General features: G+C 59.7%; 13 protein-coding genes. 9 read left to right on the top strand and 4 right to left on the bottom strand.

Annotated features, from left to right (window positions below; translation table 11 throughout):
- Positions 1 to 145: 145 nt before the first annotated feature.
- Complete coding sequence (locus NAV32_RS03465) at positions 146 to 2,800, top strand: molybdopterin-dependent oxidoreductase (protein WP_256051394.1); 2,655 nt, start codon at positions 146 to 148, stop codon at positions 2,798 to 2,800.
- Between the two features lie 93 nt (positions 2,801 to 2,893).
- On the opposite strand, the gene NAV32_RS03460 is transcribed toward NAV32_RS03465, so the two are convergent.
- A complete protein-coding gene (locus NAV32_RS03460; protein WP_256051393.1) occupies positions 2,894 to 4,549 on the bottom strand; it encodes an electron transfer flavoprotein-ubiquinone oxidoreductase in 1,656 nt (551 codons plus the stop codon).
- A gap of 330 nt (positions 4,550 to 4,879) precedes the next feature.
- On the opposite strand from NAV32_RS03460, the gene NAV32_RS03455 reads away from it, so the two are divergent.
- From NAV32_RS03455 to NAV32_RS03430, 6 genes are all read left to right on the top strand, one after another.
- Positions 4,880 to 5,629 (top strand): electron transfer flavoprotein subunit beta/FixA family protein, encoded by a 750-nt coding sequence (locus tag NAV32_RS03455; RefSeq protein WP_256051392.1) that lies wholly within the window; start codon positions 4,880 to 4,882, stop codon positions 5,627 to 5,629.
- Positions 5,630 to 6,559, top strand: coding sequence for an electron transfer flavoprotein subunit alpha/FixB family protein (locus tag NAV32_RS03450; RefSeq protein ID WP_256051391.1), 930 nt, complete (start codon positions 5,630 to 5,632; stop codon positions 6,557 to 6,559).
- A gap of 117 nt (positions 6,560 to 6,676) precedes the next feature.
- Positions 6,677 to 7,492 carry a substrate-binding periplasmic protein gene (locus NAV32_RS03445; protein WP_256051390.1) on the top strand — a complete coding sequence of 272 codons (816 nt, stop codon included), beginning with the start codon at positions 6,677 to 6,679 and terminating at the stop codon, positions 7,490 to 7,492.
- A gap of 52 nt (positions 7,493 to 7,544) precedes the next feature.
- Positions 7,545 to 7,868: a DUF4398 domain-containing protein gene (locus NAV32_RS03440; protein WP_256051493.1), complete on the top strand. Its 324-nt coding sequence runs from the start codon at positions 7,545 to 7,547 to the stop codon at positions 7,866 to 7,868.
- Complete coding sequence (locus NAV32_RS03435; protein ID WP_256051389.1) at positions 7,865 to 8,665, top strand: OmpA family protein; 801 nt, start codon at positions 7,865 to 7,867, stop codon at positions 8,663 to 8,665. The genes NAV32_RS03440 and NAV32_RS03435 overlap by 4 nt, the downstream gene beginning before the upstream one ends.
- A 115-nt stretch (positions 8,666 to 8,780) precedes the next feature.
- On the top strand, positions 8,781 to 10,211 hold the full coding sequence (locus NAV32_RS03430; RefSeq protein ID WP_256051388.1) for a PLP-dependent aminotransferase family protein: 1,431 nt from the start codon (positions 8,781 to 8,783) through the stop codon (positions 10,209 to 10,211).
- A 3-nt stretch (positions 10,212 to 10,214) separates the two neighbouring features.
- On the opposite strand, the gene NAV32_RS03425 is transcribed toward NAV32_RS03430, so the two are convergent.
- Complete coding sequence (locus NAV32_RS03425; RefSeq protein ID WP_256051387.1) at positions 10,215 to 10,382, bottom strand: DUF2897 family protein; 168 nt, start codon at positions 10,380 to 10,382, stop codon at positions 10,215 to 10,217.
- A 153-nt stretch (positions 10,383 to 10,535) separates the two neighbouring features.
- On the opposite strand from NAV32_RS03425, the gene pyrF reads away from it, so the two are divergent.
- Positions 10,536 to 11,246: an orotidine-5'-phosphate decarboxylase gene (gene pyrF, locus NAV32_RS03420; protein WP_256051386.1), complete on the top strand. Its 711-nt coding sequence runs from the start codon at positions 10,536 to 10,538 to the stop codon at positions 11,244 to 11,246.
- A gap of 92 nt (positions 11,247 to 11,338) precedes the next feature.
- On the opposite strand, the gene NAV32_RS03415 is transcribed toward pyrF, so the two are convergent.
- Positions 11,339 to 12,340, bottom strand: a complete 1,002-nt coding sequence (locus NAV32_RS03415) for an NADP-dependent oxidoreductase (protein ID WP_256051385.1) — start codon at positions 12,338 to 12,340, stop codon at positions 11,339 to 11,341.
- Between the two features lie 124 nt (positions 12,341 to 12,464).
- Positions 12,465 to 13,661, bottom strand: a complete 1,197-nt coding sequence (locus NAV32_RS03410) for a benzoate/H(+) symporter BenE family transporter (protein ID WP_256051384.1) — start codon at positions 13,659 to 13,661, stop codon at positions 12,465 to 12,467.
- 255 nt (positions 13,662 to 13,916) lie between these two features.
- On the opposite strand from NAV32_RS03410, the gene fliE reads away from it, so the two are divergent.
- Complete coding sequence (fliE, locus tag NAV32_RS03405; RefSeq protein ID WP_256051383.1) at positions 13,917 to 14,246, top strand: flagellar hook-basal body complex protein FliE; 330 nt, start codon at positions 13,917 to 13,919, stop codon at positions 14,244 to 14,246.
- Positions 14,247 to 14,259 lie beyond the last annotated feature (13 nt).

The raw sequence follows: 14,259 nt of genomic DNA, 5'->3' as shown, positions 1-14,259 counted from the left end.
TGTTCCGGATATAACCATGCGGATAGCGCGTGATCTTCAATCTATCTGTGCTAGCTTAAGGCCAACCCACACTCCTAACCGCCTAAAAAATAAATATTTTTTGGCCTGGCGATGGGAAGTTGTGGATAGAGTCGAAGGAGACGATATGCCGGTCAGCAGAAGAAAGTTTCTCAAAACTACAGTGGCTTCGGCCGTGGCTGTACAGGGGTTCAGTTGGTTTGGCAGCGATGAGGTTTTTGCCGACGATACCGTCATCATTCCCAGTGCTGACCACTGGGGGCCTTTCCGGGCGGTGGTCAAGGACGGTGTTCTGGTAGGTATTCAGCCGGTGCCTGAATTGGACGCCATGCCCAACAAGATGCTGACCGAAGGTTATCTGGAGCGTGTCTACCACAAGACGCGGGTTATGTACCCGATGGTGCGCAAGTCGTACCTGGCTGATCCCACTGGCGATACCAAGCCGCATTTGCGTGGCAAGGAACCCTTCGTGCGGGTTACCTGGGAGCAAGCCCTGGCGCTGACGGCCAATGCCATCCTGAATACCGCTGAGAAACATGGCAACGAGGCGTTGTTCAGTGCTTCCTACGGCGGCTGGTCCCATGGCGGGCTGTTACGCCCGCAAGTGCTGCAGGGGCGCCTGTTCAACCTGATCGGCGGGCACTCCGTAACCACCGGCGACTATTCGGGTGGCGCCTCGCAAATCAGCCTGCCTCACATCATCGGCGATATGGAGGTCTATTCGCCGCAGACGTCCTGGACCATGGTGGCTGAAAATACCGAGGTTATGGTTATGGTCGGTTGCGATCCCTGGAAGAACAACCGGGTCGAATTCACCACCGCCGATCATCAGATGTACCCGCGCTGGCAGAAGATCAAGGAAAAGGGCGTCAAGTTCATTTCCATCAATCCGCAGTACACGATTACCGATGTGGAGCTGGGCTCGGACTGGGTGAAAATCATCCCCAACACCGATACGGCGCTGTTCCTGGCCATGTCCTACCATGTCTATAAGACCGGTAAGTACGATCAGGCCTATCTGGATAAGTACACAGTGGGCTTCGATAAATTCCTGCCCTATCTGCTGGGTGAGGATGCCGACGGAACTCCTGCCAAGACGCCCGAGTGGGCGGCGGCCATCACTGGTATTGCTGCAGAAAAAATCATCGAGATGGCCGAGTTGTTCGCCAGCAAGCGTACCCAGTTCGCCATGGCCTGGTCGTTGCAGCGTGCGCACCATGGTGAAATGCCGCACTGGGCCGCAGTCAACTTTGCCGCCATGGTCGGCAAGATTGGCAAGCCGGGCGAGGGTATCGGGTTCAGCTGGCATTACGGCGGTGGCGGTATGCCGCAATCCACCAAGACCATGCCTATCGGTCTTCCGCAGGGGCGCAACCCGGTCAAGACACGTTGTCCAGCCTCGCGAATCAGCGAAATGTTGCTCAACCCCGGCAAGAAGTTCACTCGCGATGGCAGCGAGGAGGCTTACCCAGACGTCAAGCTGGTGTATGTGGCGGGTAACAACGTGTTTTCCCATCAGCAAAACACCAATGAACTGCTGCGGGCGATGAACCAACAGGTAGAAACTTATATCTGCCAGGACCCTTGGTGGTGTGCGTCTTCACGCTTCGCCGATATTGTCTTGCCCGCGACCACGGTGCTGGAACGCGACGACATGAGTTCGGGCGGCACTTACAGTAACGACAAGATCTATGCGATGCGCCAGGTTATCGAGCCGTATGGCGAAAGCCTTGATGACTTCGAGATATTCAAGCGCCTGGCTGATCTGATGGGTGTGGGCTATCAGTTCACCGAGGGCCTGACGGTTCGTCAGGTGCTGGAAAATGCCTATGCCCATGCCAATCCGGGGATTCCCTTCGAGGAGTTCTGGGAAAAAGGCTACGTCAAGCTGGACGTGCCGGAAGAGATGTACCGCTGGGTGCGTCACGGCGATTTCTTCACGGACCCGGAAAAGAACCCGCTACATACAGCGTCTGGAAAAATCGAGCTGTATTGCGAAACCATTGCCAAGGCCAATGTGCCGGATTGCCCGCCGATACCGAAGTACCTCGAACCGGCAGAGTTTCTGGGTAACGCCAAGCCGGGACAGGTGCATGTGGTCAGTCCGCATCCGTTCAACCGCTTGCATTCGCAAATGGCCAACACGGAGCTGCGTCACGAGGAGCATGTGCAGGGACGCCAGCATGTGCTGATCAGCATTGAGGACGCCCAGGCCAACGGCATCGAAGAGGGTGACCTTGTCGAGTTGTTCAATGATCGCGGCATTACCATTGCCGGAGCGCGGGTGACCGATCAGATCATGCAGGGGGTTGCCAGTCTTGAAGAGGGTGGCTGGGTGCAGTTCGACTCGAAAGGACGTTGCAATAGCGGGTCGATCAACGTCATCACCACCAGTCTCGCAGCGAGTGGCCTCAGTCAGGCAACCAGCGCCAATACCTGCCTGGCCGGCCTGAGGAAGTGCATCGATCCCGAGTCGGAGAACCTGGCGTTCGAGCCGCCGGAAATCGAAGAGGCACCGCAGGATCTACTCATCGATGCTGCTTCGATGAACCTTATGGCCCGCGCTCAGGCCGTTAAAGGCGCGACGATGGGGAGCATGGGGCCGGGTGAGAAGCTGTTCTACGGTCGTTGTACGCTGTGTCACGTTGCCAAGGAGCCAAGTGACTACACCATCACTCAGTGGCGTGGCATTACCCAGAGCATGTTCCCGCGTGCGGGCTTGACGCCCAGTGAGCAGGAGCTGGTGCTGCAATTTTTGGCGGAGAATGCCAAAGGCGGTTAGTTTGGTTGTGAGAGCGAAGGGCATGAGTCGACGGATGTGACTTCATGCTATTCGGGAGACGAAAAAGGCGGGCTGAATAGCCCGCCTTTCTTTTTACATGTTGGGATAGTTAGGTCCGCCGGCACCTTCCGGTGCCACCCAGGTGATGTTCTGGGCGGGGTCCTTGATATCGCAGGTTTTGCAGTGCACGCAGTTTTGCGCGTTGATCTGGAAGCGCTTGCTGCCGTCGTCGTTGGCCACCACTTCGTAGACACCCGCAGGGCAGTAGCGCTGTGCGGGCTCGTCGTACATCGGCAGGTTCTTGTCGATCGGGATGCTCGGGTCGGTCAACTTGAGGTGAACCGGTTGTTCTTCCTCATGGTTGGTATTGGAGAGGAACACTGAACTCAGCTTGTCGAAACTGAGCTTGCCGTCGGGTTTCGGGTAGTCGATCTTCTTCGCTTCGTCGGCCAGTTTCAGGCAGGCATGATCCGGCTTGGTGTCATGCAGCGTGAAGGGAATCTTGCCGCCGAAAATGTTCTGATCGATGAAGTTGAATGCGCCACCCTTGATCGCGCCCCACTTGTGGATCGCGGGCCCGAAGTTGCGGCTCTTGTACAGCTCGTCGTACAGCCAGCTGTTCTTGAAGCCCTCTTCGTAGGTGGTCAGTTCATCGCCACCTTCGTTCCCTGCCAACAGCGCATCGGCGACAGCCTCCGCCGCCAGCATGCCGGACTTCATCGCCGTGTGGCTGCCTTTGATCTTGGCGAAGTTCAGCGTGCCCGCATCGCAGCCGATCAATGCGCCGCCCTTGAAGACCATCTTCGGCAGGGAGTTCAGGCCGCCTTTGGCGATGGCGCGGGCACCGTAGGACACACGCTTGCCGCCTTCCAGGTACTGCTTGATTACCGGGTGGTGCTTGTAGCGCTGGAATTCATCGAACGGAGACAGGTGCGGGTTGCTGTAGGACAGGTCGACAATCAGCCCGACCACCACCTGGTTGTTCTCCAGGTGGTAGAGGAAGGAGCCGCCAGTATTCTCGTCATTCAGCGGCCAGCCGGCGGTATGCACGACCAGGCCCTGTTCATGCTTGGCCGGATCGATGTCCCAGAGTTCCTTGATGCCGATACCATAGTGCTGCGGATCGACGTTGGCGTTGAGCTGGAAGCGGCTGATCAGTTGTTTGCCGATATGACCACGGCAGCCTTCGGCAAACAGCGTGTACTTGGCGCGCAGTTCCATGCCGGGCGTGTACATGCCTTCCTTGGGATTGCCTTCGCGATCAACGCCGAGATCGCCAGTGAGGATGCCCTTGACTACACCCTGTTCATCAATGAGCGCTTCCTGGGCAGAGAAGCCGGGGTAGATTTCAACGCCCAGGTTCTCGGCCTGCTGCGCCAGCCAGCGGCACAGATTACCCAGGGAAATGATGTAGTTGCCCTCGTTGTGCATGGTCTTGGGCACGAAGGCATTGGGCAGCTTGCTGGCCGATTCGGCGTTCTTGAGCAGGTAGATGTCGTCGCGCTTGACCGCTGTATTAAGCGGCGCTTCGAGCTCCTTCCAGTTGGGAAAGAGTTCATTGAGCGCACGTGGTTCGAATACCGCACCGGAGAGAATATGTGCGCCGACTTCAGAGCCTTTCTCGACGACACAGACACTGATTTCCTGGCCTGCGTCGGCAGCTTTCTGTTTCAGCCTGCAGGCAGCGGACAGGCCCGCGGGGCCGGCGCCGACGATGACGACGTCGAATTCCATGTATTCGCGTTCCATTGGCTTTCTCCTACTCAGGCTTGATTGTTTTATAGAGGGTGGAGGGGGCTGTGAGCGGTTCCCTGACCCCGCCGGGCAGGCATTATATATAGCCGCCCGAATGGGTCCAATACAAACGTTTGTTTGAATTTTTCCGAACCCTGTTAGAATCGGTCCGTCGTACCCCGTGACGGGCTGTATGTTTTGTTGACCGGCCCAATGCCCAGCGTTCAAGATACGGGCAGTTTTGTACTCGCCGAACAGGCTGGCGGCCATGATTGCAGCCAGAATCACGAATCGAGCTCGGTTCGCCTCGGCGGAATCCCCATCACCGGAGAGTAAGAGGAATCCATGAAGATTCTCGTAGCTGTCAAACGAGTGGTCGATTACAACGTCAAGGTTCGCGTCAAGGCGGACAACTCCGGCGTCGACCTCGCCAACGTCAAGATGTCGATGAATCCCTTCTGCGAAATCGCCGTGGAAGAAGCCGTGCGCCTGAAAGAGAAGGGTGTGGCGAGTGAAATCGTTGTCGTCACCATCGGCCCGACCGCTGCCCAGGAGCAGCTGCGTACCGCATTGGCGCTGGGCGCTGATCGCGCCGTGCTGATCGAATCCGGCGAGGAACTCAACTCCCTGGCCGTGGCCAAGCTGCTCAAGGCCGTAGTCGACAAGGAACAGCCGCAGCTGGTCATTCTCGGCAAACAGGCCATCGACAGCGACAACAACCAGACTGGCCAGATGCTTGGTGCGCTGACCGGCTATGCCCAGGGCACCTTCGCCTCCAAGGTGGAAGTCGAGGGCGACAAGGTCAAGGTTGCGCGTGAAATCGACGGAGGTTCGCAAACTGTCGCGCTGAACCTGCCCGCCATCGTTACCACCGACCTGCGCCTGAACGAGCCGCGCTATGCGTCGCTGCCAAACATAATGAAGGCCAAGAAGAAGCCGCTGGAAACCCTTACGCCAGACGCGCTGGGTGTTACCACTACGTCTACTCTGAAGACCCTGAAAGTCGAGGCGCCGGCTGCACGCAGCGCCGGCGTCAAGGTCAAGTCCGTGGCTGAACTGGTCGAGAAACTGAAGAACGAGGCGAAGGTAATCTAAATGACTATCCTGGTTATCGCTGAACACAACAACGCCGTCCTCGCGGCCGCGACCCTGAACACCGTTGCCGCGGCGAAAGCCATCGGTGGTGACATCCACGTGCTGGTAGCCGGTAGCGGCTGCGGCGCCATCGGCGAAGCTGCTGCCAAGATCGAGGGCGTGGCCAAAGTGCTGGTTGCTGACGACGCTGCCTACGCCAACCAGCTGCCCGAGAACGTCGCGCCGCTGATCACTGACCTGGCGAAGAATTACAGCCACGTGCTGGCCGCCGCTACCACCAATGGCAAGAACTTCCTGCCGCGCGTGGCTGCGCAGCTGGACGTCGATCAGATCTCCGAGATCGTTTCGGTAGAAAGCCCCGACACCTTCAAGCGTCCGATCTACGCCGGTAACGCGATTGCCACCGTGCAGTCCTCGGCGGCCATCAAGGTCATCACCGTGCGCGCCACCGGCTTCGATCCGGTCAGCGCCGAGGGCGGTTCTGCTGCAGTCGAGCAGGTGTCCGGTACTGGCGACAAGGGCATTTCCTCCTTTGTTGGTGAAGAACTGGCCAAGTCTGACCGTCCTGAGCTGACCGCTGCCAAGATCGTCGTTTCCGGCGGCCGCGGCATGGGTAACGGCGAGAACTTCAAGCATCTGTACTCGCTGGCCGACAAGCTCGGCGCCGCTGTCGGTGCTTCCCGCGCCGCTGTCGACGCAGGCTTCGTACCCAACGACATGCAGGTCGGCCAGACCGGCAAGATCGTCGCGCCGCAGCTGTACATTGCGGTTGGTATCTCCGGTGCCATCCAGCACCTGGCGGGCATGAAGGACTCCAAGGTGATCGTCGCGATCAACAAGGACGAGGATGCCCCGATCTTCCAGGTAGCCGACTACGGCCTGGTAGGCGATCTGTTCGAGATCGTGCCGGAGCTGGAAAAGCTCGTCTGAGCTGATGCGTTGTAGAAAAAAACCCGCTCGCGTAGCGGGTTTTTCTTGGGCGCTCGGTTGCAATGCTAAGATCGCCGTTCGGCTCCATCGGGCCTGCTATCCATGACGAGGCTTTCCATGCGCTGTGCTTTGCTGCTGAAATCCGCTTTGATCGTGCTGTCACTGGCGGCTCCGCTGGCTGCGAGTGCAGCGGCAGGAAAGTGCGAGCGGCTGATAGCCACCGGGGGCGCGGACAATCCGCCGTTTCTCTGGCGAGATCCGCAGAATCCCAAGCGATTGATAGGCGCCAATGCCGATCTGTTGAAAAAAATCACCGACTCACTCGACTTGAAGCTTGAAGTGCTCTACGCAGGTGATGCCAGCAAAGCCTTCGAGGAGGTTCGAAGCGGCAGGATGGATCTGTTGGTCGATGCAGGCCTGAATGTGCAAACGCTTGAGCATCTGGATGTCGTCCATCCGGCGATAACTTCGCTGCAGCTGGTGGCCTGGGTTCGTCATGAGCCGGGCTTTCTTTATGCCAGTCGCGAGGATCTGCACGGGCGCTCTGGAGCCTATGTGGCGACGATGAGCACTGGCGAGGCATTCGACCATTACGCGAAGAACAACCTGCGCCTGCGTTCGGCAACCGGCCTGACTGAATCGGTGCAGCAATTGCTGGGTGGAAAGCTCGATTACGTCCTGCATGAGCGCTACAACGCTGTTGCACGGCTGAATTCACAGGGGCTGCTGGATGATGTGCTGCGCCTGGAACCGCCCGTGGCCGAGCGAAGCATGCATTTCGCGATCGCCCACGACTCTGCCTGCAACAGCCCCTGGCTGCGCGGACAGCTGGCGGTCAAAATGACAGAATTGCGCGCGGCTGGCGTTGAGGAGCAACTGCTGGCGGAAAATCTCGAACGCTGGAAGCAGCAGTCGATGAAGACGAAACCCTAACCTGCTATCCGGGAATACGCGCTTGAGAACATCTCTTTCCTGCACGCTTGTGATGCTGGCCATGATCGGCGGTTGCGCCAGTGATCCAGCGCCATATGCGCAGCTGAAACTCAGCGAACAAGCTGTGGCACAGGCACATGCAGTTGGCGTTCCGGTACAGGCACCGGAACTGCTCATGGCTCAAGAAAAACTCGACGAAGCCCGGGCTGCGATGGACCGCGGGCACTACCGGGAAGCGCGTCTACAGGCTGAGCAGGCGGAGCTGGATGCGCGGCTGGCTGAGGCCAGGGTATTGAACGAGAAGAGCCAGTTGCAGCTGCTGGAACTGAACGGACGTATCGCGCGGCTCCGCGAACAGCTGGGGGCTGTGCAGTGAAGAATTGTCTTGTCGCCGGACTGTTGGCACTGGGCGTGCTTCAGGGATGCGCGAGCCCTGATGTCAAACAGGCGCTGGAAGAGGCGAAGCTGGCATACCAGGCCGTCAGCAGTAATCCGCAGGTAGTGGGTGATGCGCCCCTGGATGTGAGACGTGCCGAGGAGTCGCTGGAGCGCGCTCAGCGCTTTGCCAGTTATCTGGGCAACACCGAGGATGCCTTGCATTACGCCTACCTGAGCCAGCGTTATAGCCAGATCGCCAGCCAGCATGGCGAGCAGACGCAGAACCAGCGCCGCGTGACGCAGCTGGAAATGGAGCGCGAACGGTTGCGCCGGACCCTGCAGCAGGCGCGTTTGATGAATATCCGCCAGCAGGGCCAGTGGCTGGAAGATCAGATGATCAACCTTGCTGCAGCCGAAACCGGTCGTGGCCTGGTGATGACCCTGGGCGATGTACTGTTCAAGCCGTCCAGTGCCGAACTGGGGCCGGCAGCCAATCATCGGCTGCTCAAACTGGCGCATTTTCTTCAGCTCAACCCTGCACGCAGGGTGCGTATCGAAGGTTACACCGACAATCGCGGTAGCGCGGCTGAGAATCTTGCGCTGTCCCACTCCCGTGCCCAGGTGGTAGCCAACTTCCTTGGGGAGCTGGGTATTGATGCCCGGCGCATCGAGGTCGTGGGTTACGGAGAGGCCTTTCGGGTGAGCGAGAACGCATCGGCGCGGGGGCGTGCGCAGAACCGCCGGGTCGAGATCGTCTTTTCCGATGCCGAGGGGCGGCTGGGCGCCTCGCGCTGAAAGCGGCGGTAGGCTTCGCGGGATCGACTGTGTCGGCCAGTCGCTGCATAACTGTATTGGTCGTGCCTGGCAGCGCTGTACTACTGTTACGGTCCAGTAGGCGGGAATCGACAAAATGACCAGTCTGTTGCTTTACCAGCGCATCGCACATCAGCTTGCCGAGGATATTCGGCAGGGTGTCTATCTACCAGGCGAGCGCGTGCCCTCGGTACGCAAACTAAGCCAGCAGCTGAACGTCAGTCACGCCACCGTGTTGCAGGCTTACGCCAATCTCGAAGATCAGGGGATGATCCGCGCGCGGCCGCAGTCCGGCTTCTATGTCCACCACACACCGGCCCTGACCGCGCCGACGCCGGACATCGCTCTGGTTGAGCGTCCCGCGTTGGTAACCCGCGGCAGCATCATCAACCAGGTGCTCAGCGAGTCGCGTCGTGACGGCCTGATTCCTTTTGGCGCGGCGGTGCCCCACGTCGATTACCTGCCGGTGCGGGCGCTGCATCAGCAACTGGCCAAGGTCACCCGCTTCCAGAGCCAGCGGGCCTTCAGCTATATGTTCAGCCCCGGCTACGAACCGCTGCGCCGGCAGGTGGCGATTCGCATGCGCGATGCCGGCGTGGTGGTCGGGCCGGATGAAGTGGTGATCACCCATGGCTGTGTCGATGCGCTGCAGATGTCGTTGCGTGTGCTGACCCGCCCTGGAGACCTGATCGCAGCCGAGTCGCCCAGCTACTACGGGCTGTTGCAACTGGCTGATCTGCTTGGGCTGAAGGTTATCGAGATTCCCTGTGACCCGGATACCGGCCTAAGCCTCGATGCCTTGCAACTGGCTGCCAGTCAGTGGCCGATCAAGGCGCTGGTGCTGACGGCGCGCCTGAGCAATCCGCTGGGCGGCAGCATGCCTGACGTGCGACAGAAGCAGTTGCTCAAGCTGGCGGCACGTTTTGATATTCAGATCGTTGAAGACGATATCTATGGCGAGCTGATGTTCGATCAGGGTCCGATCAGGGCGCTCAAGGCCAATGATCAAGAGGGACGGGTGATCTATTGTTCAAGCTTTTCCAAGACGATTTCACCGGGCGTGCGCATCGGCTGGATCCTTCCCGGACGCTATCGCGAAGAGATCCAGCGGTTGCAGACCTTCAGCACCCACTCGGCCTGTAGCGTCACCCAGATGGGCGTTGCGGCCTATCTGGAAAATGGCGGCTATGACCGTCACCTGCGTTCCATCCGGCAGGAATACCGCAAGAATCTCAGCGCTTTTCAACTGGCGGTACAGCGCTATTTTCCGCAAGGCACCCAGATGACGCGCCCCACCGGGGGCTTCATTCTCTGGGTCAGCCTGCCGGCCCGGATCAATACCAAGGACCTGCATGCGCTGGCCTTGGAGAAGGGCATCAGCATCGCGCCGGGCCTGATCTTCAGCAATACCGAGCAGTTCAACCACTGCGTGAGGCTCAATTGCGCACTGCCGTGGACGGTCGAGGCGGAGCGGGCGCTGAAGACGCTGGGCGAACTCGCTGTGCAGCTCTGCCGTCAGGCGGCCTGAGCACTACCTGTTTCGTGCATCCTCGGCGTCCGCTTCGGCGTTTCGCCGGGCGATACGCTGCTTCTGTTCTTCGGTCAGGGGAATCTTGCGGGCGCCGGCGCGCAACATCAGCAACCCGCCGACGATAGTGCCGAGCACCAGGGCCAGCAGTAACCAGATATACCAAGGCATTTTTCTCTCCTGAACACGGGAAGGTGGTACCTGTCACCTTACGCCGTGGCAGGGGTAGCGTCACCTCCGGTTGGCTATGGGGACGTCCGGCAGCGAAGTTTAAAACGTTGTTTTCTGCGACAATACGCGCCGAATTTTCTCAAGGATTTCGCCATGACCTGCCAGACGCCCATCATCGTTGCGCTCGATTTTCCTTCCCGTGATGCCGCGCTGGCGCTGGCCGGACAGCTTGATCCGACACTCTGTCGGGTCAAGGTTGGCAAGGAGCTGTTCACCCGCTGCGGTCCGCAGGTGGTCGAAGCCCTGCAAGCCAAGGGCTTCGAGGTGTTTCTGGATCTGAAATTCCATGACATTCCCAATACCACCGCGATGGCCGTCAAGGCTGCGGCAGAACTGGGTGTGTGGATGGTCAACGTACATTGCTCGGGCGGCCTGCGGATGATGACGGCTTGCCGCGAGACGCTGGACAAGGCGAATGGCACTAAGCCTTTGCTGATTGGTGTGACGGTGCTGACCAGCATGGAACAGGCGGATCTTGCCGATATCGGTCTGGATCTCGCGCCGCAGCAGCAGGTTCTGCGCCTGGCAGGGCTGGCCGCGCAGGCGGGACTGGACGGGCTGGTGTGTTCAGCGCTGGAGGCGCAGCCGCTGAAAGAGCGGTTTGCGCAGTTGCAGCTGATAACGCCCGGCATCCGGCCAGCCGGCAGCGCCGCTGATGATCAGCGGCGCATCCTGACGCCGACCGAGGCGATGGCGTCTGGCTCGGATTATCTGGTCATCGGTCGTCCCATCGCCCAGGCTGCCGATCCGGCCCAGGCATTGGCCGCTGTGGTGGCCGAGCTGGAGTCTGTTTCCCTGTCATAGCGTTCACGCCATACGGCTTGTAGGGCCGAATTTATTCGGCTTTGCGCATTCGCGGCTGAATAAATTCAGCCCTACAGACGCGAAAGAGCGGATCAGACCTTTAGCACCAGTTTGCCGAAATTGCCGCCGGTGAAGAGTTTCATCAGCGTCTCGGGGAAGGTTTCCAGTCCTTCGACGATGTCCTCCTTGCTCTTCAGCTCGCCGCTTTGCAGCCAGCCAGCCATGTCCTTCATGGCCTCCGGGTAACGTGAAACGTAATCGGTGACCACCATGCCCTGCATGCGTGCGCGGTTGACCAGCAGCGACAGGTAGTTCGCCGGCCCCTTGACCGCTTCCTTGTTGTTGTACTGGCTGATCGCGCCGCAAATCACCACGCGGGCACCCACGCTGAGGCGGGTCAGTGCGGCATCCAGTATCTCGCCGCCGACATTGTCGAAATAGACGTCGACGCCCTTGGGGCACTCACGCTTGAGTCCCGCAGCCACGTCTTCGCTCTTGTAGTCGATGGCGGCATCGAAGCCGAGTTTCTCGGTGAGGAAACGGCACTTGTCTGCGCCGCCGGCGATACCCACCACACGGCAACCCTTGATTCGGGCGATTTGTCCGGCAACGCTGCCCACAGCGCCCGCCGCTCCCGAAATAACAACGGTTTCGCCTGCCTTGGGCTCGCCCACGGCCAGCAGGGCAAAGTAGGCGGTCATGCCGGTCATGCCCAGGGCGGAAAGGTAGCGTGGCAGTGGCGCCTGGTTCGGATCGACCTTGTAGAAACCCTTGGGTTCGCCGAGGAAGAACGCCTGCACGCCCAGCGGGCCGTTGACGTAGTCGCCTTCGGCATAGCCTGGATGCCTGGATGCGATCACTTTGCCTACACCCAGCGCACGCATGACTTCACCGATGCCGACGGGCGGAATATAGGATTTGGCGTCGTTCATCCAGCCGCGCATTGCCGGGTCCAGCGACAGGTATTCCACCTGGACCAGAATCTGGTTAGGGCCGGGCTCATCCAGCGGCTTTTCGACGAATTCAAACGTATCGCGGCTAGGCGCGCCGACGGGGCGCTTGGCCAACAGGAACTGGCGGTTGATCTGGCTCATGGAAACCTCTGCTGAGTACAAACCCTTGGTTTAGTCGTCCGGGAACCGCCACGCAAGCAAAGCCGGAAGGCTGGAATGTCAAGGTATCCGCCCAAGTGATAGCGGTATACGAACGTTGCCAGCCTTACTCCGCAGTTTTGTGGCCATTGAGGATCCAGAGTGTCAGTACGCCGGCGACCAGCCCCCATAGTGCTGAGCCGATGCCGAACAGTGTCAGGCCCGATGCAGTAACCATGAAGGTGATCAGCGCCGCTTCGCGCTCGCGTGGCAGGTGCATGGCCTGGGTCAGGCCGCTGCCGATCGACCCCAGCAGGGCCAGCGCGGCGATGGACAGCACCAGTGCCGCCGGAAAGGACGCGAACAGGGCTGCCAGCGTCGCCCCGAAAATACCGGCAATGCCATAGAACAGCCCGCACCAGACCGCAGCGGTATACCGCCTGGAAGGGTCTGGATGCGCTTCCGGGCCGCTGCAGATGGCCATGGTGATGGCCGCCAGATGAATGCCATGGGAGCCGAATGGCGCAAGCAGCACCGAGGCGATGCCGGTGATGGAAATCAGCGGCGAGGCCGGCACCTGATAGCCTTCCGCGCGCAGTACTGCAAGCCCCGGCATGTTCTGCGACGCCATGGCAATCACGAACAGCGGGATGCCGATGCTGAAAATGGCCGCGAACGACAGTGCCGGAGTCGTCCACACCGGTACTGCAATTTCCAGACTCAGCTGCCTGAAGTCCAGCAGACCCAGCCCACCGGCCAGCGCGCAGCCGACAACCAGTGCGGTGAGCACTGCGTAACGTGGCAGCAGGCGCTTGGCCAGCAGGTAACCGAAGAACATCCCCAGGACCAACAAGGGCTGTACTTCAACGGCACGGAAAATCTCGATACCGATGTTGAACAGCACGCCGGCCAGCAGGGCCGCCGCGAGCGACGCCGGAACCCGACGCATCAGGCGTTCAAAGCTGCCGGTCAGCCCGCACAGGGCAATCAATGCGGAGGCGAAGATAAAGGCGCCGATGGCCTCGCCATAGGGAACGCCGGGCAGGCTGCTGATCAGCAGTGCCGCGCCGGGTGTCGACCAGGCAATGACCACGGGGGTTCGATAGCGCAATGAAAGGCCAATGCTGCAAATCGCCATGCCAATGGACAGTGACCAGATCCAGGATGAAATCTCGCCACTGCTGAGTCCGGCGGCCTGGCCTGCCTGAAACATCAGCACCAGCGAGCTGGTGTAGCCGGTAAGCATGGCGATGAAACCGGCGACTATCGTCGAGGGCGAGCTGTCGGTGAGTGGGCGGGAGAGCAAGCGAGCGGTGTCCGGCATGGTTGTCCTTGTTGGTTTTATTTGCGCTTTAGCCTAAGGGGTCGGATGGCTCGCGTCACCATACAGCCGGCAGCGTGACGGGCATTACAGCTGGTAAATCGCCAAGACGGTTCCTGCGTCAGGGAGCAGCAGAAGGGACTGCGTGGATTTGCCGACGAGTTCCATGTGGCTTCGTTCCAGGACTGGCATTGATGTTGCTATTACGAACGTGCTCGCTGCGATGCGTCAAAAAAACCGCAGCTGTTGGAGGAAGCAATGAGTCAAGGTGTTGAATTCAATCGATTGATGCTGGAAATGCGGGCCATGCAGACTGATGCCATGGCGCGTTCCAGGCCGGAGCCTGCAGTGCCGGAGGTCGGTGCGCCGAGCTTTTCCGAGATGCTCGGGCAGGCGGTCAATAAAGTGAATGAAACCCAGCAAGCCTCCAATCAGCTGGCTACTGCCTTCGAGATGGGGCAGGGCGGTATCGATCTGACGGATGTCATGATCGCTTCGCAAAAGGCCAGCGTTTCCTTTCAGGCCATGACACAGGTTCGTAACAAGCTGGTCCAGGCCTATCAAGACATCATGCAGATGCCGGTTTGAGGCAGGGTTGAAC

The organism is Stutzerimonas stutzeri (genome assembly GCF_024448695.1).
GTDB lineage: Bacteria > Pseudomonadota > Gammaproteobacteria > Pseudomonadales > Pseudomonadaceae > Stutzerimonas > Stutzerimonas stutzeri_T.
The sequence above is the reverse complement of the archived record's forward strand: the minus strand, read 5'-3'. Positions and strand labels throughout refer to the sequence as shown.

Excerpts from the sequence above, each read along its gene's own strand:
- NAV32_RS03465 (WP_256051394.1), top strand. The coding sequence starts at position 146 with ATGCCGGTCAGCAGAAGAAAGTTTCTCAAAACTACAGTGGCTTCGGCC.
- NAV32_RS03460 (WP_256051393.1), bottom strand. The coding sequence starts at position 4,549 with ATGGAACGCGAATACATGGAATTCGACGTCGTCATCGTCGGCGCCGGC.
- NAV32_RS03455 (WP_256051392.1), top strand. The coding sequence starts at position 4,880 with ATGAAGATTCTCGTAGCTGTCAAACGAGTGGTCGATTACAACGTCAAG.
- NAV32_RS03450 (WP_256051391.1), top strand. The coding sequence starts at position 5,630 with ATGACTATCCTGGTTATCGCTGAACACAACAACGCCGTCCTCGCGGCC.
- NAV32_RS03445 (WP_256051390.1), top strand. The coding sequence starts at position 6,677 with ATGCGCTGTGCTTTGCTGCTGAAATCCGCTTTGATCGTGCTGTCACTG.
- NAV32_RS03440 (WP_256051493.1), top strand. The coding sequence starts at position 7,545 with ATGCTGGCCATGATCGGCGGTTGCGCCAGTGATCCAGCGCCATATGCG.
- NAV32_RS03430 (WP_256051388.1), top strand. The coding sequence starts at position 8,781 with ATGACCAGTCTGTTGCTTTACCAGCGCATCGCACATCAGCTTGCCGAG.
- NAV32_RS03425 (WP_256051387.1), bottom strand. The coding sequence starts at position 10,382 with ATGCCTTGGTATATCTGGTTACTGCTGGCCCTGGTGCTCGGCACTATC.
- pyrF (WP_256051386.1), top strand. The coding sequence starts at position 10,536 with ATGACCTGCCAGACGCCCATCATCGTTGCGCTCGATTTTCCTTCCCGT.
- NAV32_RS03415 (WP_256051385.1), bottom strand. The coding sequence starts at position 12,340 with ATGAGCCAGATCAACCGCCAGTTCCTGTTGGCCAAGCGCCCCGTCGGC.
- NAV32_RS03410 (WP_256051384.1), bottom strand. The coding sequence starts at position 13,661 with ATGCCGGACACCGCTCGCTTGCTCTCCCGCCCACTCACCGACAGCTCG.
- fliE (WP_256051383.1), top strand. The coding sequence starts at position 13,917 with ATGAGTCAAGGTGTTGAATTCAATCGATTGATGCTGGAAATGCGGGCC.